Source organism: Ralstonia sp. 24A2, assembly GCF_051783885.1.
In the GTDB taxonomy this organism is placed as follows: Bacteria; Pseudomonadota; Gammaproteobacteria; order Burkholderiales; family Burkholderiaceae; genus Ralstonia.
The window spans coordinates 651402-677221 of record NZ_JBPVZD010000003.1; the positions used below are offsets into that span (position 1 = coordinate 651402).

29 protein-coding genes and 1 riboswitch are annotated in these 25820 nt (G+C 65.4%); of the genes, 11 read left to right on the forward strand and 18 right to left on the reverse strand.

Features of this window, described 5'->3' with window-relative positions; translation table 11 throughout:
* Positions 1-14 precede the first annotated feature (14 nt).
* The 6 genes from ACS13N_RS20390 to ACS13N_RS20415 form a co-directional block, all read right to left on the reverse strand.
* On the reverse strand, positions 15-845 hold the full coding sequence (locus tag ACS13N_RS20390) for an alpha/beta fold hydrolase (protein ID WP_438933423.1): 831 nt from the start codon (positions 843-845) through the stop codon (positions 15-17).
* A complete protein-coding gene (locus ACS13N_RS20395) occupies positions 835-1167 on the reverse strand; it encodes a hypothetical protein (protein ID WP_438933424.1) in 333 nt (110 codons plus the stop codon). The genes ACS13N_RS20390 and ACS13N_RS20395 overlap by 11 nt, the downstream gene beginning before the upstream one ends.
* A 119-nt stretch (positions 1168-1286) precedes the next feature.
* Positions 1287-1691: a carboxymuconolactone decarboxylase family protein gene (locus ACS13N_RS20400; RefSeq protein ID WP_438933425.1), complete on the reverse strand. Its 405-nt coding sequence runs from the start codon at positions 1689-1691 to the stop codon at positions 1287-1289.
* 37 nt (positions 1692-1728) lie between these two features.
* The gene (locus ACS13N_RS20405) at positions 1729-2514 is read right to left on the reverse strand and encodes a sulfite exporter TauE/SafE family protein (RefSeq protein ID WP_438933426.1); all 786 of its coding nucleotides are present in this window, start codon (positions 2512-2514) and stop codon (positions 1729-1731) included.
* Positions 2515-2642: 128 nt separating this feature from the next.
* Positions 2643-3281, reverse strand: a complete 639-nt coding sequence (locus tag ACS13N_RS20410; RefSeq protein WP_438933427.1) for a LysE family translocator — start codon at positions 3279-3281, stop codon at positions 2643-2645.
* A 53-nt stretch (positions 3282-3334) separates the two neighbouring features.
* Positions 3335-3784 carry a helix-turn-helix domain-containing protein gene (locus tag ACS13N_RS20415; protein ID WP_438933428.1) on the reverse strand — a complete coding sequence of 150 codons (450 nt, stop codon included), beginning with the start codon at positions 3782-3784 and terminating at the stop codon, positions 3335-3337.
* A 74-nt stretch (positions 3785-3858) separates the two neighbouring features.
* Between ACS13N_RS20415 and ACS13N_RS20420 the strand changes: the two genes are divergently transcribed.
* Both ACS13N_RS20420 and ACS13N_RS20425 read left to right on the forward strand, forming a co-directional pair.
* Complete coding sequence (locus tag ACS13N_RS20420; protein WP_438933429.1) at positions 3859-4725, forward strand: methyltransferase domain-containing protein; 867 nt, start codon at positions 3859-3861, stop codon at positions 4723-4725.
* Positions 4718-5224 (forward strand): DUF2938 domain-containing protein, encoded by a 507-nt coding sequence (locus ACS13N_RS20425; protein WP_438933430.1) that lies wholly within the window; start codon positions 4718-4720, stop codon positions 5222-5224. Before ACS13N_RS20420 ends, ACS13N_RS20425 begins: the two co-directional genes overlap by 8 nt.
* A gap of 15 nt (positions 5225-5239) precedes the next feature.
* On the opposite strand, the gene ACS13N_RS20430 is transcribed toward ACS13N_RS20425, so the two are convergent.
* On the reverse strand, positions 5240-5686 hold the full coding sequence (locus tag ACS13N_RS20430; RefSeq protein WP_438933431.1) for a GNAT family N-acetyltransferase: 447 nt from the start codon (positions 5684-5686) through the stop codon (positions 5240-5242).
* A 631-nt stretch (positions 5687-6317) separates the two neighbouring features.
* A riboswitch (cyclic di-GMP riboswitch) is annotated at positions 6318-6409 on the forward strand.
* Between the two features lie 63 nt (positions 6410-6472).
* Between ACS13N_RS20430 and ACS13N_RS20435 the strand changes: the two genes are divergently transcribed.
* Together ACS13N_RS20435 and ACS13N_RS20440 are read left to right on the forward strand one after the other, a co-directional pair.
* Positions 6473-7303, forward strand: coding sequence for a spherulation-specific family 4 protein (locus tag ACS13N_RS20435; RefSeq protein ID WP_438933432.1), 831 nt, complete (start codon positions 6473-6475; stop codon positions 7301-7303).
* Positions 7304-7515: 212 nt separating this feature from the next.
* Positions 7516-8598, forward strand: a complete 1083-nt coding sequence (locus ACS13N_RS20440) for a calcium:proton antiporter (RefSeq protein WP_438933433.1) — start codon at positions 7516-7518, stop codon at positions 8596-8598.
* Positions 8599-8616: 18 nt separating this feature from the next.
* Here the strand turns inward: ACS13N_RS20440 and ACS13N_RS20445 are convergent, their stop codons facing one another.
* The 3 genes from ACS13N_RS20445 to ACS13N_RS20455 are packed head-to-tail and all read right to left on the reverse strand — an operon-like array spanning position 8617 to position 10861.
* A complete protein-coding gene (locus tag ACS13N_RS20445) occupies positions 8617-9933 on the reverse strand; it encodes a sensor histidine kinase (protein WP_438933434.1) in 1317 nt (438 codons plus the stop codon).
* Positions 9930-10670: a response regulator gene (locus ACS13N_RS20450; RefSeq protein WP_039597972.1), complete on the reverse strand. Its 741-nt coding sequence runs from the start codon at positions 10668-10670 to the stop codon at positions 9930-9932. Before ACS13N_RS20450 ends, ACS13N_RS20445 begins: the two co-directional genes overlap by 4 nt.
* Positions 10667-10861: a hypothetical protein gene (locus ACS13N_RS20455; RefSeq protein WP_438933435.1), complete on the reverse strand. Its 195-nt coding sequence runs from the start codon at positions 10859-10861 to the stop codon at positions 10667-10669. Before ACS13N_RS20455 ends, ACS13N_RS20450 begins: the two co-directional genes overlap by 4 nt.
* A gap of 217 nt (positions 10862-11078) precedes the next feature.
* Here ACS13N_RS20455 and ACS13N_RS20460 point away from each other — a divergent pair, with 217 nt between their 5' ends.
* Positions 11079-11780 carry a cytochrome c biogenesis CcdA family protein gene (locus tag ACS13N_RS20460; RefSeq protein WP_438933436.1) on the forward strand — a complete coding sequence of 234 codons (702 nt, stop codon included), beginning with the start codon at positions 11079-11081 and terminating at the stop codon, positions 11778-11780.
* 32 nt (positions 11781-11812) lie between these two features.
* Here the strand turns inward: ACS13N_RS20460 and ACS13N_RS20465 are convergent, their stop codons facing one another.
* Together ACS13N_RS20465 and ACS13N_RS20470 are read right to left on the reverse strand one after the other, a co-directional pair.
* Positions 11813-13192: an FAD-containing oxidoreductase gene (locus tag ACS13N_RS20465; RefSeq protein ID WP_438933437.1), complete on the reverse strand. Its 1380-nt coding sequence runs from the start codon at positions 13190-13192 to the stop codon at positions 11813-11815.
* Positions 13193-13376: 184 nt separating this feature from the next.
* Complete coding sequence (locus ACS13N_RS20470) at positions 13377-13805, reverse strand: hypothetical protein (protein ID WP_438933438.1); 429 nt, start codon at positions 13803-13805, stop codon at positions 13377-13379.
* A 202-nt stretch (positions 13806-14007) separates the two neighbouring features.
* On the opposite strand from ACS13N_RS20470, the gene ACS13N_RS20475 reads away from it, so the two are divergent.
* The gene (locus tag ACS13N_RS20475; protein WP_438933439.1) at positions 14008-14517 is read left to right on the forward strand and encodes a DUF1697 domain-containing protein; all 510 of its coding nucleotides are present in this window, start codon (positions 14008-14010) and stop codon (positions 14515-14517) included.
* 19 nt (positions 14518-14536) lie between these two features.
* On the opposite strand, the gene ACS13N_RS20480 is transcribed toward ACS13N_RS20475, so the two are convergent.
* Positions 14537-16477, reverse strand: coding sequence for a hypothetical protein (locus tag ACS13N_RS20480; protein ID WP_438933440.1), 1941 nt, complete (start codon positions 16475-16477; stop codon positions 14537-14539).
* Between the two features lie 50 nt (positions 16478-16527).
* The gene (locus ACS13N_RS20485; RefSeq protein WP_438933441.1) at positions 16528-17736 is read right to left on the reverse strand and encodes a DJ-1/PfpI family protein; all 1209 of its coding nucleotides are present in this window, start codon (positions 17734-17736) and stop codon (positions 16528-16530) included.
* A gap of 98 nt (positions 17737-17834) precedes the next feature.
* Here ACS13N_RS20485 and ACS13N_RS20490 point away from each other — a divergent pair, with 98 nt between their 5' ends.
* Positions 17835-18836, forward strand: a complete 1002-nt coding sequence (locus ACS13N_RS20490; RefSeq protein WP_438933442.1) for a GlxA family transcriptional regulator — start codon at positions 17835-17837, stop codon at positions 18834-18836.
* Between the two features lie 12 nt (positions 18837-18848).
* Here the strand turns inward: ACS13N_RS20490 and ACS13N_RS20495 are convergent, their stop codons facing one another.
* Both ACS13N_RS20495 and ACS13N_RS20500 read right to left on the reverse strand, forming a co-directional pair.
* Positions 18849-19700: a c-type cytochrome gene (locus ACS13N_RS20495; RefSeq protein WP_438933443.1), complete on the reverse strand. Its 852-nt coding sequence runs from the start codon at positions 19698-19700 to the stop codon at positions 18849-18851.
* 83 nt (positions 19701-19783) lie between these two features.
* Entirely contained in the window at positions 19784-21121 is a 1338-nt protein-coding gene (locus ACS13N_RS20500; RefSeq protein WP_438933444.1) for a PLP-dependent aminotransferase family protein, read from the reverse strand.
* 112 nt (positions 21122-21233) lie between these two features.
* On the opposite strand from ACS13N_RS20500, the gene ACS13N_RS20505 reads away from it, so the two are divergent.
* The 3 genes from ACS13N_RS20505 to ACS13N_RS20515 all read left to right on the forward strand — a co-directional run bounded on the left by ACS13N_RS20505 (position 21234) and on the right by ACS13N_RS20515 (position 23179).
* Positions 21234-21836: a DJ-1/PfpI family protein gene (locus ACS13N_RS20505; protein WP_438933445.1), complete on the forward strand. Its 603-nt coding sequence runs from the start codon at positions 21234-21236 to the stop codon at positions 21834-21836.
* Positions 21837-21899: 63 nt separating this feature from the next.
* Positions 21900-22703, forward strand: a complete 804-nt coding sequence (locus ACS13N_RS20510; protein ID WP_438933446.1) for a hypothetical protein — start codon at positions 21900-21902, stop codon at positions 22701-22703.
* Between the two features lie 17 nt (positions 22704-22720).
* Positions 22721-23179 carry a lysozyme inhibitor LprI family protein gene (locus tag ACS13N_RS20515; protein WP_438933447.1) on the forward strand — a complete coding sequence of 153 codons (459 nt, stop codon included), beginning with the start codon at positions 22721-22723 and terminating at the stop codon, positions 23177-23179.
* On the opposite strand, the gene ACS13N_RS20520 is transcribed toward ACS13N_RS20515, so the two are convergent.
* Both ACS13N_RS20520 and ACS13N_RS20525 read right to left on the reverse strand, forming a co-directional pair.
* Positions 23160-23960 carry a 5'-methylthioadenosine/adenosylhomocysteine nucleosidase gene (locus tag ACS13N_RS20520; protein ID WP_438933448.1) on the reverse strand — a complete coding sequence of 267 codons (801 nt, stop codon included), beginning with the start codon at positions 23958-23960 and terminating at the stop codon, positions 23160-23162. The two genes, ACS13N_RS20515 and ACS13N_RS20520, sit on opposite strands and share 20 nt — an antisense overlap.
* A gap of 86 nt (positions 23961-24046) precedes the next feature.
* Positions 24047-24733, reverse strand: a complete 687-nt coding sequence (locus ACS13N_RS20525) for a DJ-1/PfpI family protein (RefSeq protein ID WP_438933449.1) — start codon at positions 24731-24733, stop codon at positions 24047-24049.
* Positions 24734-24853: 120 nt separating this feature from the next.
* Here ACS13N_RS20525 and ACS13N_RS20530 point away from each other — a divergent pair, with 120 nt between their 5' ends.
* Complete coding sequence (locus ACS13N_RS20530) at positions 24854-25789, forward strand: GlxA family transcriptional regulator (protein WP_438933450.1); 936 nt, start codon at positions 24854-24856, stop codon at positions 25787-25789.
* Positions 25790-25820: the final 31 nt, after the last annotated feature.

Sequence of the window (25820 nt, forward strand, 5' to 3'; positions counted from 1 at the left end):
CGGTTCTAGATCTGTCATTGGGAAAGCGACGCGAGGAAAGCCAACACCGCTTCATTGAACACCCCTGGCCGCTGCAACGGCGCGAAATGGCTCACGCCCGGCAGCAGTACGAACTGCGCGCCAGGAATCGTCCGCGCGAGGTACTGCGCGTGTTCGGGCTGGATAAATTCGTCATGCTCGCTCTGCGCAATGGTCACGGGCACGCGAATCGCAGCCAGTTCCCCAGCCGTGGCGTTCGGCTGCGTCTGCATCATTTCGGTGACAGCAGCGACGAACGCGTCGAAATCGCCAGGGGTGGCGGACAGCGTGGCGTAGTCCTGCCGGTGGCGGCTGAAGCAACGGTCGATCACGGGCGTGGGCTGGAAAGGCTTGGCGCCGCTTGGGTCCATGTTGCAGCCGAAGAAGAACACGCCCGCCACGCACTCGGGCGCTTGCATGGCGAGGGTGAGTGCGATGCAGGCGCCGTCACTCCAGCCGATGAAAGCGGCACGCGCAATGCCCAGTACATCCATGACGGCGCGCACATCCGACGCCATGCGCTCGTACGTATAAGGCCGGGCGTCGCGCGTGCTGCGGCCGTGTCCACGGCTGTCGACAGCGATGACACGATAGCCCGCAGCCACCAGCGCCGGCACCTGATGGCCCCAATTACCAGCATGGCCGAGCCCGCCATGCAGCAGGATCACCGGTGTGCCCACACCAAACGTCGCGTACCAGATGTGGGCATTGTCGTGTTCCACATGCCCTTGCGCTGCGACTGCCGGCAAAAGCACTGCACCCTGCGCAGCAAAACGCGTCAGGTCATCATCGGAGATGTCCACATCGGCCTCCTTGTCAGCCGCCATATCCCAGCGCCGCAAATTGCTGCTTGAACCACCAGTAGAACAATGCCGCCAGCACTAGAAACGCCGCAATGAGCGCCCAGCCGGCGGGTGTGGGGCGCCTGCGCTGCGCGTCGTGGTACGCGAGCCTATCGCCGCCGAGCAGATAGCCCAGGCCGAAGACCAGACAGCCCGGCACAAGCACCATGGCCTTGAGCGAGTAGCGCACTGTGGATGCCCCAGCCTGCGCCTGATGCAGCGGACCGAGGATGAAGAACCAACCGATCACCGCGCCAACGGCGAGTACAAGCAAGCCGCCCAGACGGGTCTTGAGGTCTTGAGACATGGGATTTTCGAGGGTGCGAGCGTAGTTGGGCCGGCAACCGGTGCTGCATGTCGCCAGCAGAACTCCGCGAGCATAGGGACGCCACTCTCGTCACGCAAGTTGTGTTAAGCGCGTTAACACTAGCGGCCGTCTTCGAGGCTCACGCCCAGTTCGTTGAGTACCTCGCGTGCGGAGCGGAATGCCTCAATGGCCGCTGGCGCACCCGCGTAGATGGCGCTGTGCAGCAGCACTTCGCGAATCTCCACTGCCGTTGCGCCGTTGTTGATGGCGCCGCGCACGTGGCCCTTGAGCTCAGTGCTGCGACCCAGCGCGGCCAGCATTGCGCAGGTGCACAGGCTGCGCGTCTTGAGGTCGATGCCCCCCGGCACATCACGCAGCCACGTACTGCCCCAGGCGTGCTCGTTGAGCCAATCCTGCAGCGGCGCTGAGAAGGCATCGAGACCGCTCATCGCCCGCTCCACAAACGCCTCGCCCATCACCTGTGCGCGGCGTGCACGTCCGGCTTCCTTGTCCTGTTCTGCCACGATCCGTCCTCCGTTTTGAACACCTGTGTCGAGCCGATCAGACCGGCTTGACCAGCAACATCATCAACGCGGTACCCAGCAGCACCGCGCAGAACGCCAGCCGCAAGCGCAACGGCGAGAACCGATGCGCAAGCGTCACGCCCCACGACACGCTGACAATGCCGCCCATTGCCAGCGGAATGCCCGTGCCCCAGTTCACATGCCCGGCGTGGGCATACGTGGCCAGCGCGATCAGCGTACCTGGCACCACCAGTGCCAGCGCCATGCCTTGCGCGCGCGTCTGCGGCATGCCGAAGAAGGTCACCAGCGCCGGCACGACCACCAGCCCGCCACCCACGGTGAAGACGCCCGACATCGCGCCACTGGCGATCCCCATCAACGGCATGGCGGCAGCAGGCATGGCGTGCGGCGCAGCGTGCCCGGCATCTTTGACCGCGTCCGATTTGTCTTTGAGCTGCGAAGCAAAGTACACCGCCAGCACGATCAGGAACACCGCAAATGCCGTGTGCAGATGATGCGCATCCAGCCCCGCCGCAAAGCGCGCCGCCATGTACGTCGCCGCCATCGAGAACACGCAGATCAACGCCACGGAGCGCAAATGCACCGGATGCCGCTGGTGATACCGCAGAAAGCCGATCAGCACGTTGGGCGCAATCATCACCAGCGCGGTGCCCTGTGCCAGGTGTTGGTCCATGCCGTACAGGTAGCCGAGAACGGGAATGGCGATCAGCCCGCCACCGATACCCAGCAGCCCGCCCGCCACGCCCAGGCCCATACCGAGCAGCAGGTTGAACAGGCCTGTGAAAAAGGCGTGGGACGTCATGCGTGCAAAGGAAAAGATGGGAGAAAAATGAACAGGGCTGCGCACCCCGACGAACACGGCGCGCAGCCCGTGGTGTGAGGGCGGTGTGAACCCGCCCTGCTTCCGATACCGATGGATAAGACCCGTTGTTACAGCCCAGCCTTGGGCGCGGTCAGGATCAGGCGCAGCCCGAGTGCGGCAATTGCAACGGCGGCCACGCGGTCCACCCAAGCCTTGGCATGCAGATACATCTCGCGCGGTACACGACTCGAGAAGCACAGCGCAACGATCGTGTACCAGCCGAATTCCACCAGGAACACCAGCGGCGGCAGCACGAAATAGCACCACACCGGCGGATGCTGCGGCAGCAGCGCGGCAAAGATACTGCCGTACCAGATGGCCGTCTTCGGGTTGCTCATCTGCGTGGTGATGCCCGTCCAGAACGACTTGCGCGTGCTGCCAGCCTGCGGTGCGACGCGCTCGTCCATGGCGATGGGGTGCTTGGCGCCGCGCCAGATCTTCCATGCGACATAGGTCAGGTAGGCGCCGCCGGCCATCTTCAGGCCGATGTAGAGCCACTCGACGGCCTGCAGCAGCGTATAGAGCCCCGCCAGCGCCAGACCGCCAAAGAAGAGCGCGCCCGCGCCCATCCCCAGTGCAGTGGCCAGGCCGTCGCGACGCGACAGTCCGATGGCGTTACGTGCAACCAGCACAAAGCTCGGCCCCGGGATCATGGCCCCGAGCAGCAATGCAACGAGAATGGCGAATACAGCAGCAGATGCGGTCATCGAGGTCTCCCGGTTGGTGATATGCAGCTTGGGGGCGAAATTGTCGCACGCCGCTAGCGCGCCTGCTGGCGTCGGGCACGCGGCTGCGCGGTGGTGTCGGCCGGCGCGATTGCGCCCGATGCCGCTGCCCGCACAATCCGCTGGAACGTCGGGCATTCCATGTGGCTCGGCGCGGGGCAGACCGCTGCGTGCCGTAGGCCGTCGCGCATGGCGCTCAGGCGGCGGATCGTCCGGTCCAGCTCGTCCGCCTTGGCGGCAAGCATCTGGCGGTCAACATGCAGTTGCCCTTCTGGCGCGAACATGTGGGCGATCTCGTCGAGCGAGAAGCCCGCCGCACGCCCCAGCGCAATCAACGCCAGCCGCTCCAGCACATCGGCATGAAACTGGCGACGCAGCCCGCGCCGTCCGGTCGAGGTAATCAGTCCCTTCTCTTCGTAATACCGCAGCGTTGATGCAGGCACACCCGCCTGCTGCGTCACTTCGGCAATGTCCAGCGTGCTCACTGCTTGACCTCAAGTTGACTTGAACCTGCACAGTGTAGTGCCCGCGCCCAGATGGCGCGCACAGGACAGCAATCATGAAGACGATGCCCCCAACTGACGGCACCCAGGCCGCCCTCTGGAACGGCCACGCAGGACACGCCTGGGTTGCCACCCAGACAGCGCTCGACCAGATGTTCCAGCCTCTTGAAAACCAGCTTCTTGAAGCGGTGAGTGCCCATCGGGCGCAGCACGTGCTCGATGTCGGCTGCGGCACCGGTAGCACGACGCTCGCCGTCACGCGCCAGCTTGGCGACAACGGTAGCTGCCTCGGTATCGACATCTCAGCACCGATGCTGCAGACCGCCCGCGAGCGCGCCCAACGCGAAGCGACACCCGCACGCTTCGTTTGTGCCGATGCACAAACCTACGCCTTCGAACCCGCGGCCTTCGACATGATCGTTTCGCGCCTGGGCGTGATGTTCTTCGACGATCCGGTCGCGGCCTTCACCAACCTGCGGCGTGCCGCGCGTGATAGCGCAGCGCTCTGGTTCATCGCATGGCGCGGCCCCGCCGACAACCCGTTCATGACCACCGCGGAACGCGCAGCGGTGCCGCTGCTGCCGAACCTGCCACCGCGCAAACCCGGTGCGCCCGGGCAATTCGCCTTTGCAGACCGCAGCCGGGTGACCTGCACCCTGGCCGCCAGCGGCTGGACCGACATCGACATCCAACCGATGGACTTTGAATGCGTCCTGCCCGAGCGGGAGCTCGTGCCGTACCTCAGCCGGCTCGGCCCCGTCGGGCTGGCGCTGCAAGAGGTTGACGCGCAGACGCGTGCGCGCGCTGTCGATGCGATGCGCGCGGCGTTCGAGCCCTATGTGCAGGGTACGGAAGTGCGTTTCACCGCCGCATGCTGGATTGCCCATGCGCGTGCCACACGAATGGAACCCGCCCATGTCTGAGACCACACGCACACTGCTCTGTGCGCTGCTGATCGGCGCTGGCGCCACGGTCATCATCGACATCTGGGCCATCGTCCGGCAGCGTCTGCTTGGCGTACCGCCATTGGACTACGGCATGGTCGGGCGCTGGTTTGGCCATCTGCTCCGGGGGCGTGTGCGGCATGCCCCCATCAGCGGTTCAGCGCCCATCGCGGGCGAACGGTTGATCGGCTGGACAGCCCATTACCTGATCGGCATCGCCTTCGCAGGCGTGTTGCTGGCGGGTTGGGGGCTCGATTGGGCGTGCCACCCGACGATCGGCCCCGCGCTCATCATCGGCATCGGCAGCGTGGCGGCGCCTTTCTTCGTGATGCAGCCAGCCATGGGTGCCGGCATTGCCGCCAGCCGCACACCGCGCCCTGCGGCGGCGCGGCTGCACAGCGTGGTGACGCACGCGGTGTTCGGCCTGGGGTTGTATGTGACAGCGTTGGTGACCAGCGTGGCGTGGCATTTCTGCTAGCCACCCGGTCCCGCCCTATCGCAAGTCACACCGCATGCACAGCGCCGAGGTGCGCTCCGCGCTGCGGAAGACCATCGACGCGCGTACTTCCGCCGGCACCTTCTCCGCCGGAAACAGTGAGAAACCCCAGCGTGCGAAGTAAGACGGTGCGGTCGTCGACAGGAGATACGCTTCACGGGCGCCGGTACCGCGTGCGCGCAGCAGCAGCGTTTCGATCAGCCGGCTGGCAATGCCACGATCCCGGTAGACGGGGTCGACCGCGGCCGAGCGGACCACGATGGAGCGCCCGCCCTGCTCCCCCGCCACGCAGCCGATGATGCGGTCTTTATCCAGCGCCACGTGAAAGGCGTCAATGCTGTCCTGGGTGCCGTCTGCGGGCAACCCGCAGCGCTGAAGGAGTGCGGCAACGGCGCTCCAATCGTCAAGCGAAGCCTGGCGCAGGTGAATCTCGTCGGTCTGCATGTGGACGTGGTCTCCGGGAGCGCGCTCGCCCGCGGTGCAATACCTGCGGCGCGCTTCTATCGTCATGCGGCAAACTGCATTGCCGTTCCCTTCATCAAGCCTTGTCGGGGGTGAGGCCACCGTCGAATAGGTGCGCGCCCAGACTAGCACCCGGACCCGGCAAGAAAAATGAAACCCGTGCGCCGTCTACGGACATCGTTCCGACGCGGCCCCGTGGCCAGAACGCGCGCTGACGTCACGCAAACGAATGCTTGCTGGCTTTGCAGGCGGGTGCCGGGGACGCTGCCGCAGGCAATCAGGGCAATCCCGCCCGCCATCTGGATACCACTGCGGCCGCAACATCACCCTGCGGGAACACCCACCATTCGCCTTGCCCCGTTGACCTGTCCACCAGAAGACGCGAGGCATCCGCACGGCACGCCTGACACGTGCCGCTACGTGGCTGCGGATTGCTCATGTTCACCGGTGCGCGAAATTGAGGAATCCGCGTACGGCGTCAATGCTCTCTTTCGCGTAAGCGCGCGCTGCGTCGGTTTCCGACAACGCTCTGCGGCAATCCTGCGCATTTGCACAATCTGTGTTTGCCGGCAGCACGACGCCCCGGTAGAGTTTTCGGCCAATGGGCAAGTGCCCAGAACTTTGGCAAAACCGGAGCGATCCGGCGACGCAAAGCTATAGGGACTTCCGAACGGGGAACCGCCAAGAAGTCAGCCAGTTGCCCGCTGACCCGCAATGGCGGCGGGCCAATTGACGGACGCAGATCTCTGCGCCGTTAGGAGGCACATAATGAAAAAGACAGTCACGGGGGGGCGCACGCCCGCATTCGCCACGTACATCGTGGCACGTTCGGCGCGGATCATCGGATCGGCCGTTGCCTTTGCGGCATGCGCACTGGCAGGCGCGTCGCACGCCAGGGCCGAAGGCCTGCTGGTGCCGGCCTACATCTACCCATCCGGTAGCGGCGCAACGCAGTGGAACACGCTCGCCACCACGGCGCAGTCGGTACCGACCACCGTCATCCTCAACCCCAACAGCGGCCCGGGCACCACGCAAGACCCGAACTACGTCGCCGCGGTAGCCAAGGTGCACGCCGCAGGCGGCAAGGTGATCGGCTACGTCTCGACTTCGTACGCAAACCGGGCGTTGTCGGCGGTGGTGCAGGATATCAACACCTATCAGGCGCTATATCAGGTCGACGGCTTCTTCATCGACGAGATGACCGCCGACAGCGTGACCGCGCACGTGCAGTTCTACCAATCGGTCTACAACTACATCAAGGGCCTGTCGCCCACCTACACGGTGACGGGCAACCCGGGCACCAACGTGCCGGAGATCTACGCCAGCCTGCCGGTGGCAGACCAGATCGTCACGTTCGAAGACAGCGCGCGCAACTACGCCAAGTACGCGCCGCTCGCATGGCAGGCCAACTACCCGAGCAGCCGGTTCGCCCATATCGTGTACGCCACGTCGGCCACGCAAATGCAGACCTTCATGCTCGGCGCGTCGGCCAAGAACGTGGGCAGCGTGTATTTCACGTCCAAGACGCTGCCGAACCCGTATGGCGCACTGCCAAGCTATTGGAGCCAAGAAGTCTCGGCTGCGGCCGCTGCAAAGTGATCCTGGCAGGTTGACGCGCTCGGCAGTCATGCTGGGCGCGTCTGGGCTGGCCCCTCCGGCGCACGCTTTGACGGCCAGCACGCGGGAGGAGGCAGTCACAGGCCGTGACAGGCCATGACAGGTCTGTAGCGGCGCATGCGCTATATTTGGGCCACTCCGAATCCGCGCCCTTCGCCACCCGCCGGCGTTGAGACAACAACAAGGAACCCTCCATGGCCGTCACCTCCAACAAGCTGCCCCACTGGACAGTCGCCGCCCCGCTACTCGCGTGGGTGGTGCTGGTGGCCGGCACGCTCATGACACCCCCCGGCTGGTTGATCGCGCTGATGGCGCTGGCGCTGGCTGGCGCCGTCTTTGCCGCCGTGCATCATGCCGAGGTGGTCGCGCACAAGGTGGGCGAACCGTTCGGCACGCTGGTGCTGGCCATTGCCGTGACCGTGATCGAGGTGGCGCTGATCGTGTCGGTCATGCTGTCGTCCGGGCCCGAGAAAGCCGGGCTGGCACGCGATACGGTCTTCGCCGCAGTCATGATCATCTGTAACGGCATCGTGGGCCTGTGCCTGTTCGTGGGCGGCCTGCGCCACCGCGAGCAGGCCTTCCAGGCGCCGGGCGCCAACGCTGCGCTGGCCGTGCTGGCCGCGCTGGTCACGTTGACCATGGTGCTGCCCAACTACACGAGCTCCACACCCGGCCCGATCCTGACGTCCTCGCAACTCGGCTTTGCCGGTGTGACCTCGCTGGTGCTGTACGGCTGCTTCGTGATCGTGCAGACCATCCGCCACCGCGATTACTTCCTGGTCGACAGCTCAGACGAAGACGTGCACGCCCCACCGCCGCCGGCCCGCGTGGCCGTGGCCAGCGCCGTACTGCTGATGGTGTCCCTGGTGGCGGTGGTGGGCTTGGCCAAGGTGCTGTCCCCCTTCGTGGAAGCGGCCATTCTGAACGCGGGCGCACCGGCAGCAACGGTGGGGATCGTCATTGCCGCGCTGGTGCTGCTGCCCGAGGGGCTGGCTGCCGCACGCGCCGCCAACGCCGACCGCATCCAGACCAGCCTGAACCTCGCGCTGGGCTCGGCACTGGCCAGCATCGGGCTGACCATCCCCACGGTGGCCGCCGTGTTCATCTGGATTGGCCGGCCGCTGGAACTGGGCCTGGGGCCGAAAGAGATGGTCTTGCTGTTCCTGACCCTGATCGTGTCAGCGCTCACGCTGGGCAAGGGCCGCACGACGATCCTGCAAGGCGTGGTTCACCTCGCGATCTTTGCGGCCTACCTGTTCCTCTCGATCGTGCCCTGACAGCGGCACGATCATCACTCACGCAGGCAACGTCAGTGTTGCCTGCAGCCCACCACCTTGACGATTGGCCAGCACCAGACGTCCACCCATGGCCTGCGCCAACTGCTGCGCAATCGCCAACCCCAGACCCGTACCGCCCGTGCCCCGGTTGCGTGACGTCTCCAGCCGGTAGAACGGCTGCATCACCCGCTCCAATTCCGCCTCGGGAATACCGGGGCCCTGATCCAGCACGGCAATGATCAGGTTGCCGCTGGACTCGCGCGACACCGTCACCTCGGCGTCGCCGCCAAACTTGATGGCGTTGTCGATCAGGTTAGTGAGGATGCGCCGCAGCGCCTGTGGCCGGGTCTCAACCGGCGCACCGGCCTTGCCCTCCACCACGATGGGTGTACCGCCATCCCGGTAGTCGTAGCTCAGGCTGTCGAGCAGCGCGTCGATGTCCACTCGCGCGGGGGCTTCCGCACTGCCGTGCAGCGTCCGTGCATAGGTCACGCCTTCGCGCACGAGATGCTCCATCGCGCGCAGGTCTTGCACCAACCGCTCCTGCGTTTCAGACGGGTCCATCAGATCCAGCCGCAGACGCATGCGGGTGATGGGCGTCTGCAAATCATGCGAGATCGCCGCCAGGATCTGCACGCGCTCGGCCAGATAGCCGGCAATGCGCTGCTGCATGGCATTGAAGGCCGCCGCCGCATGCGCGACTTCCACCGGCCCATGCTCGGGAATCACGTCGCTCTTGAGATCGGGGCCGAGGCTTTCTGCGGCAGTCGCCAACTGCTTGAGCGGGCGCGTGACCAGGCGCACGGCCAACCACGCGCATCCGCCCAGCAGCACAAGCTGTACACCCAGCAGCAGCGGCAGCCAACTCGCCATGGCCGCCGGTGCAGGATGTACGTCGATGGTGAGCGGGCTGCCATCGCTCAGACGCAGGTGTACCTGATACTGATTGCCGCCGCCGGGCACGGCATTGGCGGTGACGTTGTACCGGCCCTCCAGCGCGCGGTCGATGGTGGCGGCCGCCTCGCGAGACAGCGCGTCGCGCGGTGGCGCATCACTGCGGATGCCGGCGTCGAGCTGGTAACGGTACGTGCGCCGGCTCAGCCGGTTCGCCCAGACCTCACGCTTGGCCGGGGGCAGCATGTCCAGCATGGCGACCGAACTGGCCACATCGGTTTCAAGGTTGCCGAGCATCAGCCGATCCGCTGCGTCGGAACGTTCATGCGCCACGAGGCTGAACGCCAGCCCCTGCGCCAGTGCCAACCCCACCAGCAGGATGACCATCAGGCGCGCAAACAACGTGCGTGGCCATAGACGCAGGGTGCGCAAGGCAATCATGCGCGCTCCTCGCGAATCTCCACGGCCGAGGCGAACACGTATCCGCCATTGCGCACAGTCTTGATGTACTTCGGCTCCCGCGCGTCGTCGCCCAAGCGTTGCCGCAGGCGGCTCACCATCAGGTCGATGGAGCGCTCGAACAGCTCCGCATCGCGGCCTTGCGTGAGGTTGAGCAGTTGGTCACGGCTGAGCACGCGCTGCGGGTGGTCGAGAAACACGCGCAGCAGCTTGTACTCCGCGCCGCTCAGGGCGACCACCACGTCCTGATCATCCAGCAGGTGCCGCGCCGTGGTATCGAGCCGCCAGTCGCCAAAGGCCAGCACAGTGGCCGCCTCGGTGATCTGCAGGTTGGGTGGCAGCATGCGCGTGCGGCGCAGCACGGAGCGCACGCGTGCCAGCAGTTCGCGCGCCGCAAACGGCTTCACGAGGTAGTCGTCGGCGCCCATCTCCAGGCCGAGAATGCGGTCGGCCTCTTCGTTGCGGGCGGTCAGCATCAGGATGGGCAGGTTCTTGCGCGGGCCGGCACGCAGGTCGCGGCACAGGGCCAGGCCGTCTTCGCCGGGCAGCATGAGGTCGAGCACGATCAGGTCGACCGAGCCCTTGTCGAGCGCAGCGCGCATCTCGCGTCCGTTGGCGGCCAGCGTCACGCGCATCTCGTTGCGCTCAAGGTAGGTGCCCACCAGCTCGCGGATCTCGCGGTCGTCATCAACGATGAGGATGTGGTCGGGCTGGCTCATGGTTTGCGCTCGATGGGGGTGGAGAGTTGGGTGAACAACGGGTTGGTCTGCCGGCGCCGGTTGGACGTCGTGCGCCGCGTATCAGCGCTATTGGCGGGCCCGGGCGCCGTCCAGCGGCAGACGCCCGCGCCGCCCAGCTCGCAGGTCAACGCGGAAAACGTCATGGTGGCAAGTAGCAGCAGATCCTTCATGGCAGGCATCCTTTCAGCAGTCGCACCGCAACACCGACGGCAGGCGATGAGCGCATTGTGCGGCGGCTGGGGGCCCCTGTGGGGGCCTTTTGTATCGCTCTGTATCTGGCAGGCTGCCGAACAAGAAACATTGCACTTGCGCCTGCTTGCAGAAACAGCCGCGATACGTGGGCGACGCCTAATGCGGTCATCGGCTCAACCAACCAGGAGACCCCCGATGATCGACCTCATTCTTGCTGCGCTGGCCGGCGTACTGACGATTGCTTCGCCGTGCGTGCTGCCGGTGCTGCCCATGGTGCTGAGCGCCTCCAGCGACGAGGCCAGCGCGCTGCGCCCGGTGGCGATTGCCCTGGGCTTCGTGCTGGCATTTTCTGCGCTGGGCGTGGCATTTGGCGCGCTTTCCAGTTCGTTTGCCTGGGCGCAGGATGCCGTGCGCACCGTGGCGATTGTGATCCTGCTGCTGTCGGGGCTGGCCCGCCTGTGGCCCAGCGTGTTCGAGCGGCTGGTGGCCCCCTTTGGCGGCGTCATCGATCGCTTTGCAGGGGTGGCATCTCGTACTGGCACCGGCCTGGCGGGCGGCTTCGTACTGGGCATGACGCTGGGCGTGGTGTGGACGCCGTGTGCCGGCCCCACGCTGGCGGCCATCCTGGCGCTGGTGGCCAAGGCGCAGGACCTGGGGCGTGCCGGCGTGCTGCTTGCGCTGTTCTCTGCGGGTGCCGCGATTCCGTTGCTTGCCATCGCGTATGGCGGCCGCTATGTGACCGCGCAGGTCCGTAAGGTGTCTCGATATGCGCAGCGCTTGCAGCAGGTGTTCGGCGCGGCGGTCGTGGTGACGGCCGTGGCCATGCTCTTTCAGGTCGACACGCTGGTGGTGGCACGGCTGAGCACGGTGCTTCCGTCGATTCACCTGGGGGTGTGACAGGCGTGCTCTGCCGGCTTTCGGCTCGGCTGCTACGGCACCGGCTGCATCTCCTGCAGCAGCGTCGGCACCAGTTCTGACACGGTCGGGTGGATGTGCATGGCACGGCTGATGGTGGTGTACGGCGCCTTGGCGTACATCACGTCGAGCAGCGAATGCACGACCTCATCGCCGGTCACGCCCAGGATCGCGGCGCCAAGAATCTCGTGGCTCTGCGCGTCGACCACCACCCGCATGAAGCCTTGGCTCTCGCCCTTCTCCACGGCACGCCCGACGCGCGTCATCGGGCGGTTGCCGACCAGCAGCTTGCGGCCAGACTGTTTGGCTTCCGCCAGCGTCATGCCAACGCGGCCGAGCGGCGGGTCAATGTACATGGCGTAGGCCTGGATACGGTCCGACACCTTACGCGGGTCGTCATCCAGCAGGTTGGCCGCGACGATCTCGTAGTCGTTGTACGACGTGTGTGTGAAGGCGCCCCGGCCGTTGCAATCGCCCAGGGCCCAGATGCCGGAGACGTTGGTACGCAGTTGCTCGTCGACGCGGATGTTGCCGCGCGCGTCGGTTTCGACGCCGGCCATGTCCAGGCCTAGATCATCGGTGTTGGGCACACGCCCGACGGCCAGTAGCAGGTGCGAGCCCGACACTTCACGCGCGCCGCCCGTGCAATCCAGCCCGACCACGACATTGCCGGCCTCGCCGCGCACGCTCAAGCAAGTGGCGGCCAGTTGCACATCGATGCCCTCGGCTTCCAGAATGTCGCGCACCGCCTGCGACACGTCTTCATCCTCACGGGCGATGAGTCGCGAGCCCTTCTCCACGATCGTCACCCGCGAGCCGAACCGCCGGTACATCTGGCCGAACTCCAGCCCCACGTAGCTGCCGCCAATCACGATCAGGTGCTCGGGCAGAAAATCCACATCCATCATGGTTGCGTTGGTGAGATAGGGCACCTGGTCCAGCCCCGGCATCGCAGGAATCAACGCGCGGCCGCCAACGTTGATGAAGATGCGCTCAGCTTCCAGCAGATCGCTACCGACGCGCACCGTGTGCGCGCTTTCAAAGCGTGCATGGCCCTGGAAGACGGTGCAGTGCTCAAGGCCGCGCACCCACTGTTCCACGCCCCGGCTGGAGCGCCCGGAAATCTCATCCTTGCGTGCCTTCACACGCGCCATGTCGACCGTGACCGGCCCGTCGATCATCACGCCGTACTCGGCGGCCCGTTGCGCAAGACGCGCCGCATAGGCGCTGGCCACCAGCGTCTTGGTGGGAATGCAGCCGGTGTTGACGCACGTGCCACCAAAGTGCCCGCGCTCGATGATGGCAACCTTCATGCCCGCGCCGGACAACCGCGCGGCCAACGCCGGACCAGCTTGTCCGGTACCGATGATGATGGCGTCGAAGCGTTGCGTCATGGCGGTCTCCTGCGTGGCGGCGTCGATTGCCACGGTATGGTAGACCGCTAGCCAGGCAACAGCGAACCGGCTTCAGGAATGTGTCTTGGGGAGGGAGCGCGCGTGCGCCATCAGCCAGATCGGCTGATTGAAGGCGGGAAGATCGAGGCAACCGGGAGCGCATGCACTCCCGGTCAATGCCCGATCAGTGGTGATGGTGATGCTTGCCGTGGCGACGGCGGCCACGATCATCGTGATCGGAGTACGAGTTGCGCTGCACGTTGCCGCCCAGCGCCGCACCTGCGCCGCCGCCCAGGCCCGCACCAACGATGCCGCCGGTGCGGCCGCCCATGGCATTGCCTGCAGCCGCGCCCACGCCACCGCCCAGTGCGCCGCCGACGATGGCGCCCTTGCGCTCGCGGCCGTTGGCCGTCAGTGCGCCCCCGGCGCCGCCGCCAATCGCGCCGCCAATCACCGAACCCGTCTGGCCGCCGATTGCGCCGCCCACGGCAGCGCCACCTGCGCCGCCCAGTGCGCCACCGAGCGCATTGCGCAAATCATCGGCGGCTGCCGGCAAGGTCGTCAGACCGGCGAGCGCGGCAACGATCAATGTCGGGGCAACTTTTTTCCACATGCTGGGTTCTCCTTATTCGCAAGTGCGGGATGCAGGATGCGCCACACCCCCGTTGGCGGGCCGCTCCTGGTTCAATGGATTCGCGGCGCAGAATACCGGGCGTGCGGGGCGTCGGGTTATACATTCCCGTCACACGAGTAACAAAATGTACGCAACCCATGCGTTGCTAAGTTGACAGACAGACTCAGGAGACCCTTCCGTCATGCCGACCTATGTCGCCTTCCTGCGGGCCGTGAATGTTGGCGGCACCGGCAAGCTGCCCATGGCCGACCTTCGGGCGATGTGCGAATCCATTGGCCTGACCCATGTGCGCACCTACATTGCAAGCGGCAATGTGGTCTTTCAGAGCCGGTTGTCTGAAGCCTCGGTCAAGGCCAAGCTGGAACGCTGCCTGGAGGACTACGCCGGCAAGCCCGTGGGTGTACTCGTGCGCACAGGCGCAGAACTGGCGGCGGTACTGGATGGCAACCCGTTCAAAGCCCAGGCAGCCAATCGGACGGTCGCCATCTTTCTCGATACGCCGCCACCTGCCGATACGTTGGCGACCCTGAGCGGCCGGCAGGAAGAAAAAGTCGCCCTCGGCGCACGTGAGATCTACGTGTACTACGGCGTTGGCATGGCGCATTCCAAGCTGAAGATTCCCGCTGCCAAGACCGGGACCGCACGCAATATGAACACCGTCGCCACGCTGGTGGCGTGGGCGACGGAGTAATGCCGCGCACGTGCCTGCGCTACTGCGTTTCGCGAGAGGTCAGCGCCTGTACCGGGTTGTCTCGTGCGGACGGAACACGATCTGCGATGCGCGCGTGCACGTTGGCGGTTGGATGCGCTGAACCGAAAATCCAATCGACCTTTGGCTGGCCCGAGGAGTGAATGCCGATTCCCGCGAGAAGCGCATCGACGCCGTAGCGCATGCCGCGAAGGCGGGTCGCGTCATAGGCATCGAACTCGGACAGATTGGCGAACGGCTGGGTATCGGAATACGCCGGACTCTTCCACCACCGCACACGATCACCTGTATCGCACCCCACCTTCGTACAAGCAGTGGACACCGCGCAATAGTCCGCAGAAACCTCTCCGCGCTGAAACGCTGGCTGACTGTTCAAAGGCTGCTGCCAGTGTGCGTCCTGCACGGCAGCCGTCTGGGCATCTTGCAGCCTCTTAATGAAAGTCTCGCGGATCTCCTCGTAGAACTGTGTGTTGATGCCAAAAAGGTGATGCGAATTGTGCGTTTTCTGCTGCACCACCAACTGGAAAGGAGAGTTGCCATCCCGAGTGCGGGCGTTGCATTGTTTGAGGTCGGAGGGTGAACCCAGCGTCGGGTCTGGGTATTCCAACAGCGTGACCGACTCGGGAGCAATATGCAGCCCCGTCAGTACGCCAGCCAGATCCTTGTACAACGACGGAAGCACCGTCTCGATCTTGCGCCGCGCATCGTCGGCCGCCACAACGTGGCCGACTTGCTTCTCGACATCGAGACCAAACTGCCGAAAGAGGTGCGTGACCGAATTGCCACCGGCATTCGGCGGGAAGAGGAGCCACTTGACCACTGGACCGAAGCCGACGTCGTTCCCGCCGATCGACATCAGCACCTGCTCGGGCCGCCGGTCCGGTGTCTTGCAGGTGTAGAGGTCGACTTCCCCAAAGTAGGTTTGGTCTTTGGACAACCCAGGCATGACGGGCCGCGTTGTCACCGTGTTGCGCCGTATCGTGCGCTCATCGCACAGGAGCAGCGCGAGAGCATGTTGTTGCGACAACTTCAGCCGATTCTTGTAGTCTTGCGGCGGCGGCGGAATCGATGACGGATCGGCATTCCATGTGCCCTGCGTGAGCTGATAACCGGCACCCCCATCACGCCCCCACCAATCACGTTCCACAAGGTATGGCGCGTGAACGCCGGGCGGATCCGCTTGAGCCCTGAGCATGCCGTCGTAGACTTCCGCCCCCGAGCACGCAAACGATGCAAACTGCACGACCTCGTGCGGGTTCTCGATGGCCCGCTTCAGCGCAGCTAGCGCTGGCCACGAGAGCAGCGAACGATGACATGCCTCGTCCCACCATTGCGCTCCGGCAACGACAAACTTCTTCACGTTGTTATTCGTGAACCAGCCCTGATGAGCGGTAATGGCAGCCAGCTTGGCAGGATGGTCTGGATTACCCTCGCCGGACGCAAAGGAATCGCCCAGCGCGACGATGAGGTGCTCTGCAATCTTCGAGACATGCCGCGTGCCACTCACCCCGTTGGCAGCATGCGCGATCACGGTAAATGGTGCTCCCGCCGGGACCTCAAGCGCAGGGCTTTGTGCACAGCGCGAGTTGCCTTTCGCGACCCCATCCACGGTCCAGGTGCACTCCATGTCGCCCGGCACCTCGGTCAACCGCGCCTGGATCCAATGCGTCGACGAGAAGAGCTTGGTCTTGTCATACGTGCCCGTCTCAGGGCGCCAGACCGTTTCCTTGTCTCCGACAGGCAGCAGTGTCGCCACCGTTGAAGCAAACCCGGGTTGATCAACGAACGCGGCCGCAGAAGAACCTGCGGGCCAATGCTCAGCAATCTTCTCAAACGTCTTGTAGTCACTGAACAGCGGAAACCGATCGAGGACTTTCCATTCGATCTCCGCCGCCCATACGGGCCACCCAGCCAGCAAAGCACAACCGAGCATCAGGTTCATTGCACATCGTTGCATGACTCCCCCCCCGGGCGGTTTTGGTTTGCTCCGTTCTAGTCGGTCGACCGGGGGATTGCTGCCCCTCGCTTGGGGGGCTCTGATGTCAACGCCCGGCGCATCGGATATTCCATCTGCAACGCAACAAACGCTGCGGTGTCATCACCATGGCGCTGCGCGATGTCCTCTAGCGCCTGATCCAGAGCAGCCACCGCACGCGGCAGTTGCGGCGTGTCGGATAGCGGCAGTATCGCGTGCGCTGCCGCACCCACCCGGTCGGGAAGAAACACCAGGCCGCTACCCATACGCACACCGCCCGAGGTTTCAGCGGTTGCCAGCACGCGCGTGAAATAGGTGCGGGCATGTGCGTCCGCCACCAGTGCCAGCGCAACGTCATCGCCGCCGGGTTGCAGGACAACACTGCGTGTTTCGCTCCGCCACAGCGACACCATGTTGCTGGCCGCCGTGTACAGATGCCGGGGGCTCAGCCTGAAGCCCGCGCTCGCATGGTCGGCTGACCAGTCGGGCGCGCCAATGGCATCGGCCACCGCGCGAGCGCGCTCTGCCCCGCCCATCGTCTGAACCAACGCCAATGCAACGGGCACCGAGGCGGTCACGCCCGTCGTCGTCACCACGCGGCCATCGGCCACGTAGCGGTGGCCGGCCACCCACTGCGTCTGCGGAAACTGCCTGGTAAGCGCATCGCGCGCATACCAGTGGGAGGTCGCGCGGCGGCCCGTCAGCAGCCCGGCGCGCGCAAGCACCCATGCACCGTCGCATACGCCGATGACCGTCGCGCCCTTGGCCCATTGCTGCTGTACCCAGGCCAGCAGGCGCGGATCGTCATCCTCGTGCACGGCGGGCACCACGACGTAGTCCGCGCCCTCGGGAAAGCGCCCGTCGAATGCATCGATGGTGGCGTCGGGTTCCACACGGAAGGCAGGAAACATCTGAATCGGCCCCGGCTGTGTGCCAAGGGCAATCACGTCCGCCACGTCTGCCTGTTTGAGCACACCGTAGGGGACCACGAAGTCGGTCAATTCCGTATTGGCGTTGTGCCCGACCACGGCCACAAGGGGGCGTGCGCGCCACGGGTGCGCATGGTTGGCAGGAATCTCCGACTGCGCAGTCGATGCATCCGCGTGGCTCGCGGCAGCCGGCACACCTCCAGGGTCCTGGTGCACCTGCAATGCCAGCCAAACGGCCAAGCCTGCAAACAGCAGGCAGATCAGGTTGAGACGGGGCGGCGGCAGGGTCAAGCGCATGGTCGGGCAAGTGGCATCTCGGAAACCCAGCGTAGCTTGACGCCCTCATTGGCAGCAATGACAATAATTTGTCGATTTCTGCCAATGCAGTTCCACCCATGCCACGCGCTCCTACTGCCGCCAAGTCCAATGCAAGCCGCCGCTCGACAGACCAGCGCGTGGTCGCGCTGGTCGCCTATCCGGCGGTGCAGATGCTCGACGTGGCCGGCCCCGCTGATGTCTTTGCCATGGCGAATGCCTTCAACGTTGAACCGGCCTACCGTGTCGTGCCTGTCTCCTCGCAAGGCGGGCTGGTGCGTGCCTCGAACGGCATCGCCATCGATACGGAGTCGACCGCCTCACTGGCATCGACCGCCATCGACACGCTGATCGTTGCAGGTGGCGAACGCGAAGGTCTGCTGGCGACGGGCACCGATACTGCGCTGGCGCAGTGGGCGCGCGAGGTGTGCGCCTCGGCGCGGCGGTTCGGGTCGGTCTGCACCGGTGCGTTCGTGCTGGCGCATTGGGGCTTGCTCGACGCGCACCGGGCCACCACACACTGGGCATCGGCACAACTGCTCGCGCAGCATTTTGCGAAGGTTGCGGTCGAACCCGATGCGCTGTACGTGCAGGACGGCAAGGCATGGACGTCAGGCGGTGTCACGGCGGGCATCGACATGTGCCTGTCGATGGTCGAGCAGGATCTCGGCCGCTGGGTGGCAGCGCGGGTGGCCAAGCAGTTGATTCTGGCCGTGCGGCGGATGGGCAATCAGTCGCAGTACTCGCTGGCGCTGGAAACCCAGTCCGGGCAGTACGCAACACTGGTCGACTGGCTGCGCACCCGTCTGCGCGAACCGACCGACGTCGAGCAGATGGCCGCGGTGGCCGGCGAGGCGCCCCGCACCTTCCACCGCCGCTTCACGCGCGAAACCGGCATGACGCCGCGCGCCTTTCTGGAAACGCTACGGCTGCAGGCAGCCCGCGCGCATCTGGAGGCGGGCGACTCCGTCAAGCGCGCCGCGCGCGATGCCGGCTTCGGCTCGGAGGCGCATCTGGCCAAGGCGTTCCGGCGCCGGTTTGATCTCACGCCGTCGCAATATCAGGCCCAGTTCGGGCACTGAAGCCAACGCGCCTCAATGTGCGGCAGCCGCCTTGTGGTGCGCCATATGGTGAAAGTACGCCAACAGATCATTGAGCTGGGCTTCGGACAGCGTCTTCTCGTCAATGGACGACATGCGTGCGTTCGGCCACCAGCGCAGCGATTGCGGATCACGGATGAGGTGGCGCAGCTTCTCATCGCCGAGGTATTCCACCGGGCTGTAGGGCACGTTCAGGTCTGGGCCCAGATTGGCATCGCCCGCGCGATTGAGTGTGTGACAGGAGAAACAGACGCGCTGGAAGGTGGCGAAGCCGCGCATGACCGTGCCATCCGCAGGCTGCCCAGCAGCGGGGCGGATGGCTGCGAAGCGTTCCTCAGGCTGCGCCGCCACGTCAATGCGCACGATGTTGTAGGTCCACAGACTTTCGTTCACCACGGAGGCCTTGGCCGACGGCGCCGTCCAGATCAGGCGGAACGGCCCGATGTCCTGGCCCTTGAGCGTCGGCCACGGCGCAGCCGGGTCTTCTACCGCAAGCCAGGCGCGCGGCCCATCAGGGCGATCTGCCAGCAGCAAGCGCATCGGCAAGTGCGACACGTAACCATCGCTGGCGGCAGTGGTGGCGCTCGCATCCGGATTGGTCGACTGGCCCTTGAAAAGCTCAGTCACGGGAATCGCCTTGAAGGTCAGGCGGCGCTTGAGGTTTTCGTCTTCCACGGTGACATCGGCCAGACGCGGATCATGCAGCAGCGCCTCGCGTGCCAATGTACGCTGCTGGGCGCCAACGGCAATGGTCAATGTTGCGGAGTCGGCGGCATGCACCACACCGCTCAAGGTTGCGCAGGCGCAGGCCACCCACGTCGTCATCGTCAAAAGCCAGTGTTTCATGCGTTCTCCCATCGGCAAAGCCATCGAATGTTGATGTTGGGGTGTGAGTGTATTCAAGGTGACAGGCGTGGGGTTGGCTACCCTCATCGGCCAACCTGTTCCTCAACGCGCTGCCGGACGGTCTGCAGCACGGCATACAACCGGTCGAGCGCGACGGAGCCCAGTGCCAGACGCAATGCGTGCGGCACCTGCTTCGATGCGGCAAAGGGTTCTGCCGTCGCTACGGAAATGCCGTCTGCCTGCAACACCGCCACCACATGGTCGGCACGCACTTCCGTCGGCAACACGAGCCAGACGAAGTACGACGCCGGGTGACCGATGCGTGTCAGCCCAGCCAAGGCTTTGCGCGCGATGGCTTGGCGCTCCATCGCATCACGCCGCTTCTCAGCTTCGAGGCGATCGACGGTGCCGTCGTCGAGCCACGCGCACGCCAGGGCGGTGACGATGGCGGGCGTGTTCCAGGTGGTCGCGCGAATGGCACGTTCGAGTTTGCTCACCCAAACCGTCGGCGCTGCAACGAAGCCGAAACGCAAACCCGTGGCCACGCTCTTCGACAGGCCCGACACATAGACCGTGGCTTCCGGTGCAAGCGCGGCCAACGGCGTGGGTGCCTCGCGTGCGAGGAAGGCGTAGGCGGCATCCTCAATCGCCAGCAATCCGTGTTGGCGCACGATGGCGGCCAACCGGCGCCGCCAGCCAATACCGCTGACCCAGCCCAGCGGATTGTGCAGGGTGGGCATGACATACACAGCACGCACTCGGCGGCGTGCGCACAGGCGCTCCAGCGCATCGAGATCCATCCCCTGCCCCGCTGCGGACACCGGCGCCAACTCCAGATGCAGCAACTCGGCCAGCACCTTGAAGCCGGGATAGGTGAGCGCGTCCACCGCCACCACGTCGCCCGGTTTCAGCAGCGCCGCTACCGTGACCGCTAGCCCATGCTGCGCGCCGTCCACAACCAGCACGTTGTCCGGCTCGACCGCCAGGCCCCTGAGTGCCAGGTGCCGTGCAACGCAGGCACGCTCGTGCGTCCGGCCGCCGTGGGGGGCATAGCGCAACAGCGCTTCAAGGTCGCCCTGGGTGGCGAGCTGCCGCAACGCGCGACTCAACATCTGGGCTTGACCCGGCAGCGCCGGGTAGTTGAAGTTCAGGTCCACCACCCCCGCCGCCACGGCTTGCTGATCGACGCCCAGGCCGCGCGTCAGCACGGCCTCACGCACGAAGGTGCCGCGCCCTACCTCGCCACTCACCAGGCCCATCGCTTCGAGTTCGGCATACACGCGCGTGGCCGTGACCAGCGCAATGCCGTGGCGCTCGGCCAGCCGACGGTGCGTCGGCAAGCGCGTGCCGGGCGGCAGATCGCCAGAGCGGATCTGCGCAGCCAGTTCATCGACCAACGGCTGATAGCGGGCTTGGGTCATGGCAGGCGGCCCCGGATGTACTAAGGACAATTTTTTGATTGTATTGCCACCGCGGCCTAGCATGCCCCACACCCCACCCGACCGGGCCCCGGCCAGAACTTCCACGACTGCCATGCACATCGCCATCCTCACCTTCGACGGATTCAACGAACTGGACTCGCTCATCGCCCTGGGCGTGCTCAACCGCATCAAGAAGCCCGACTGGCGCGTGACGTTGTGCTGCCCGCAGGCGCAAGTCACGTCGATGAACGGTGTGACGGTGCATGCGCAGTCGCTGCTGGAAGAGGCGCGCACGGCGGACGCCATCCTTGTCGGTAGCGGCATGCGCACGCGCGAGGTTGTTGCCGATGCGGGGTTGATGGCGCGGCTGGCGCTCGACCCGTCACGTCAGTTGATTGGCGCGCAGTGCTCCGGCACGTTGGTCCTCGCCAAGCTGGGGTTGGTCGGCAGCATACCGGCATGCACGGACCTGACGACCAAACCGTGGGTGCAGGAAGCGGGGGTGGAAGTGCTGAACCAGCCGTTCTATGCGAATGGCAATGTGGCAACGGCTGGCGGGTGTTTTGCCTCACCGTACCTGGCGGCGTGGGTCATTGCGCGCACGGAAGGCCTGGAAGCGGCCACCGCAGCATTGCACTACGTGGCCCCCGTGGGTGAGAAAGAGGCGTACGTGGAAAACGCCTTGAAGAATTTGCAACCCTACCTGCCGGGCTGATTGCGGTTTCCGCTAAGATCGCGCGGTCATCGTTCAAGGCCCTGTGCCAGCGAGGATCGCGCCATGTTTCGAAACCTGTTCGGCAAGAAACCAGCAACGGGCGAGCCTGCCCGAGCGGCTCAACCCGAAGCAACAGCGGCCCCTTCAGCCGCCACGCCAGATGCACAGCCGGCCGAAGCCGAGCACCCCGCCATCGCGGCCATGCTCCGGACGATTGCCGACAAGCTCCCTGAAGACCCGCTCGTCGGCGCCAAGATTGCGTCCAAAGAGATCTATCACTCGACGATGAAAGCGCTGCAGAACGAGCGCGGCGTGCATGTCGAGACACTGTTCACAGCACTGGGTGCGTTGGCGGGCTTTGCCTGCCAGATGGGCTTGCGCGCGGAATACGCCGCACGCTCGGAGACACCGCCGTTTGTCGTCATCCAGGGGGTGGATGGTCATGTGTTCTTCTTCGGCGATATCCTGAACGCTCCGCTGGCCGAAACGCAGTACTCGGTCTGGTCACTGGTGGCCGGTCAGGCCCAAAACCTGGGCGCCGCGTCGCTGCCCGACCTGGGCGAAACCTTCACCCACGTCTCAAAAACCTGTGGGACCGAAGGCTTCGGCGTGCCGCGCTACCCCGGCGAAGGGCGATCCAATGATTTGCCCGTGCGCCTGCTCCAGGTGTTCTGGCCGCACCTCCAACCGAGGGTCAGCAAGTTCTGCATGACGCCCACCACGTGGCATATCGCCTATGGGCTCGCCATACAGGAAGCCATGGCGATGGCCAAATCCGCCATCAACCCCGGGGCCGCAGCCACGATCGTCATGGAGTGCGCCATTCCGATGTCCAAGATCCATGCGCAGGAGTTCGGTCTGGCATAACGATCAGGAGTGACACCTTGAACACGCAAGCGACACTGAAGGCACTTGCCGTCTCCCTCACCCTGCTTGGCTACGGTGCCGGGGCGCTTGCGGCGGAGACACTGGGCCAGGGCATCAAACGCCGCGCGCCCCAGGGCATCACAACCAAGCTCTATGCATGCGTCGACAAGGCCGATGCCAGTGGCGGCACCAGCGCGATCGCGGCATGTCTGTCGGCCGAGAAGACAGCGCAGGACGACCGGCTGGACAGCACGTACAAGGCGCTGCTCGGCAAGCTCAATGGCAAGGCGAAAGACGCGTTGGTGGGTTCAGAGCAGGCGTGGCTGAACTTCCACGAGAAGACCGGCACCTTTGAGGACACGGTCTACGGCAAGGCGGTGGCGGACGATCTGCAGCGGCTTGAGAGCGAGGTATTCCGCCTGAGCGAGCGCGCCAACGCGCTCGACAAATATCTGGCTATCGCGAAGGCGCAGTAGCCAGCCATTGGCGCAGGATGGCTACGCTGTAGCGCGAATCCACTTGCGCAATGAACTGTGCAAAGTCCACGCTGGCCGCATCATCTGCGCGGTCGGAGATCGTGCGGATGGCGGCAAACGGCACGCCCCATTCATGGCAGACCTGCGCGACTGCGGCGCCTTCCATTTCAACGGCCAGCGCGTCGGGCAATACCGAACGCAAGGCCGCACTTTCCGCCGAGGTGGCAACAAAGCGGTCTCCGCTGATGATGAGACCGGCGTATGCCTGCGGCGAGGCGATACCGAACGCCTCCATGACCGGCTGCCCCAGCAACCCAAGCGGATCGGCCAGCACAGCCTGGGCGCTTTCGAGCAGCCCTTGGGACAACGCGGCATCTGCCTGAAAGCGCGCCACGCCCGTCAGCGGAATCTCCCAGCGCGGGAACAGCGGCGAGGCATCGACGTCATGCTGCAGCAGCTCGGTCGACACCACCACATCGCCCACCGCCACCCCTGGCGCCAGCGCACCGGCCACGCCAGCAAACACCACCGCCCGCACGCCAAACTGCGCAACCAGCAGGGTTGCCGTGGAGGCGGCTGCCACCTTGCCGACGCGCGACAGCACCACAACAACCGCCTGGCCATCCAGCTCGCCCGTCCAGAAATCCCGGCTGCCGACATGCACGGCGCGCGCACCGGACAGCAGCGTCAGCAGCTCGTTGATCTCTTCATGCAGCGCGGCCACGATGCCAATGGGGCGACCGGGGCCGTTGGCGTTCAGGTTGGGGGACGGTGTGTTCATGTGCGGTGCGGCGCGCCGATCCAGGCGGCAATGACATCGGGAAAGGACGCCATTGTCGCCGCAATCTGCACGCACGCCTCACACATTCACAGCAGTTGCGCTGCCTTCTGCACCGCCGCGTGGCGATCCGCGCGCAGGTTCTCCAGGCGTGCCTTCACGGCGGTGAGGATCTGCGGCGCAGCCAGTTCTGGGCGCCCGCATTCGAACGGCGGCGCCGGTGCGTACTCGATGCCAAGCTGCACCGACTGCGCATAGTCCGCGCCGGCAATATCAGCCATGACCGTGAGCGCCATGTCGATGCCAGCCGTCACACCACCGCCGGTGATGAGGTTGCCGTCACGCGCCACGCGGCTCTCGTCCACGATGGCGCCGAAGGGCGGCAGCAGATCACGCCACGCCCAATGGCACGCCGCGCGCTTGCCTTTCAGCAAACCGGCAGCGCCCAGCACGAGCGAGCCGCTGCACACCGAGGTGACATAGCGGGCGCCGTCTGCCAGCCGGCGCACCTCACGCACGAAGTCGGCATCGGCCATGGCTTCGATCACGCCAAAACCGCCGGGCACGCAGATGAGGTCCGCATGCGGAATGTCAGCCAGACGCTGCACGTTCGTGATGGTGAGGCCGCCATCCGCACGGATCTCTCCGCCACGGGCCGATGCCATCACGCATTGCGCGCCGGGCAGACGCCAGAACACCTCGTCCGGGCCGGTGAAATCGAGATGGGTGACACGATCGAACAACGCAAACACAACGATGAAGGGGGAAGCACTCATGGCACGAATCTCCTGGTTGGTGGGTTGACGCGAGTTGACGATGCACAGCATCGCGCTCTATCGTGTTGGCAGCAATGTCATGCTTCCCTCATTTACTGCCATCCGCGCCTGCCCACTGCCATGTCCCATCGCATTGCCGTTCTTGTGTTTCCTGACTTCCAGGTGCTCGACGCCGCCGGGCCGGTGGCGGCATTCGAGGTGGCCAGCCGCTACCGGGATGACCACTACGCCCTGCGGATCGTGGCCGCACAGCCCGGCCTGGTGCGCAGCTCGTCGGGCGCACTCTTGGCGGCCGAGGCGCTGCCGCCCGTAAGTCAGGTCGATACCCTGCTCGTGGCCGGCGGTGATGGCGTGGATGCCGCCATGCTGGACGCACGCACGCGCCGCTTCGTACAGCGCTGCGCGGCACGCGGCGCGCGTGTCACCAGCGTGTGCTCGGGCAGCCTGCTACTGGCATCCACAGGTGTGCTGGATGGCCGGCGCGCCACCACACACTGGTGCCGCAGCGAGCAATTCGCGCGCGACTTCCCACAGGTGCAGCTGGAGGCCGACCACATCTACGTGAACGACGGCCCCATCTGGACCAGCGCGGGCATCAGCGCCGGTATCGACCTCGCACTCGCCGTGATTGCCGAAGACCTGGGCGAGCGCGTAGCGCGTGCGGTGGCACGGCAGCTCGTCGTCTATTACCGGCGCCCCGGCGGGCAATCGCAGTTCTCGGCGCTCAACGAGATGGACTCTGCCCGTGGCCGCTTCAAACCGCTGCTGGATCACGTGCGCCGCAACCTGGGCGCGCCCCACCGCGTGGGTGACCTGGCCGAACACGCCTGCATGAGCCCGCGCCACTTCGCGCGCGCCTTCCAGGCTGAAACCGGCCTCACCCCAGCCAAGGCCGTCGAGAAGCTGCGTGTGGAAGCCGCCCGCGCCGCGCTGGAGAGCGGCGCGACGTCCATGCAGCGCGTGGCGAACGAATGCGGATTTGGCGATACGGAACGGATGCGCCGCAGCTTTCAGCGCTTGCTGGGCATGCCGCCGTCGGTGCTGCGGGCGCGGTAGCACCGTCTGAGGCGAGAAGCATGCCAGCCAG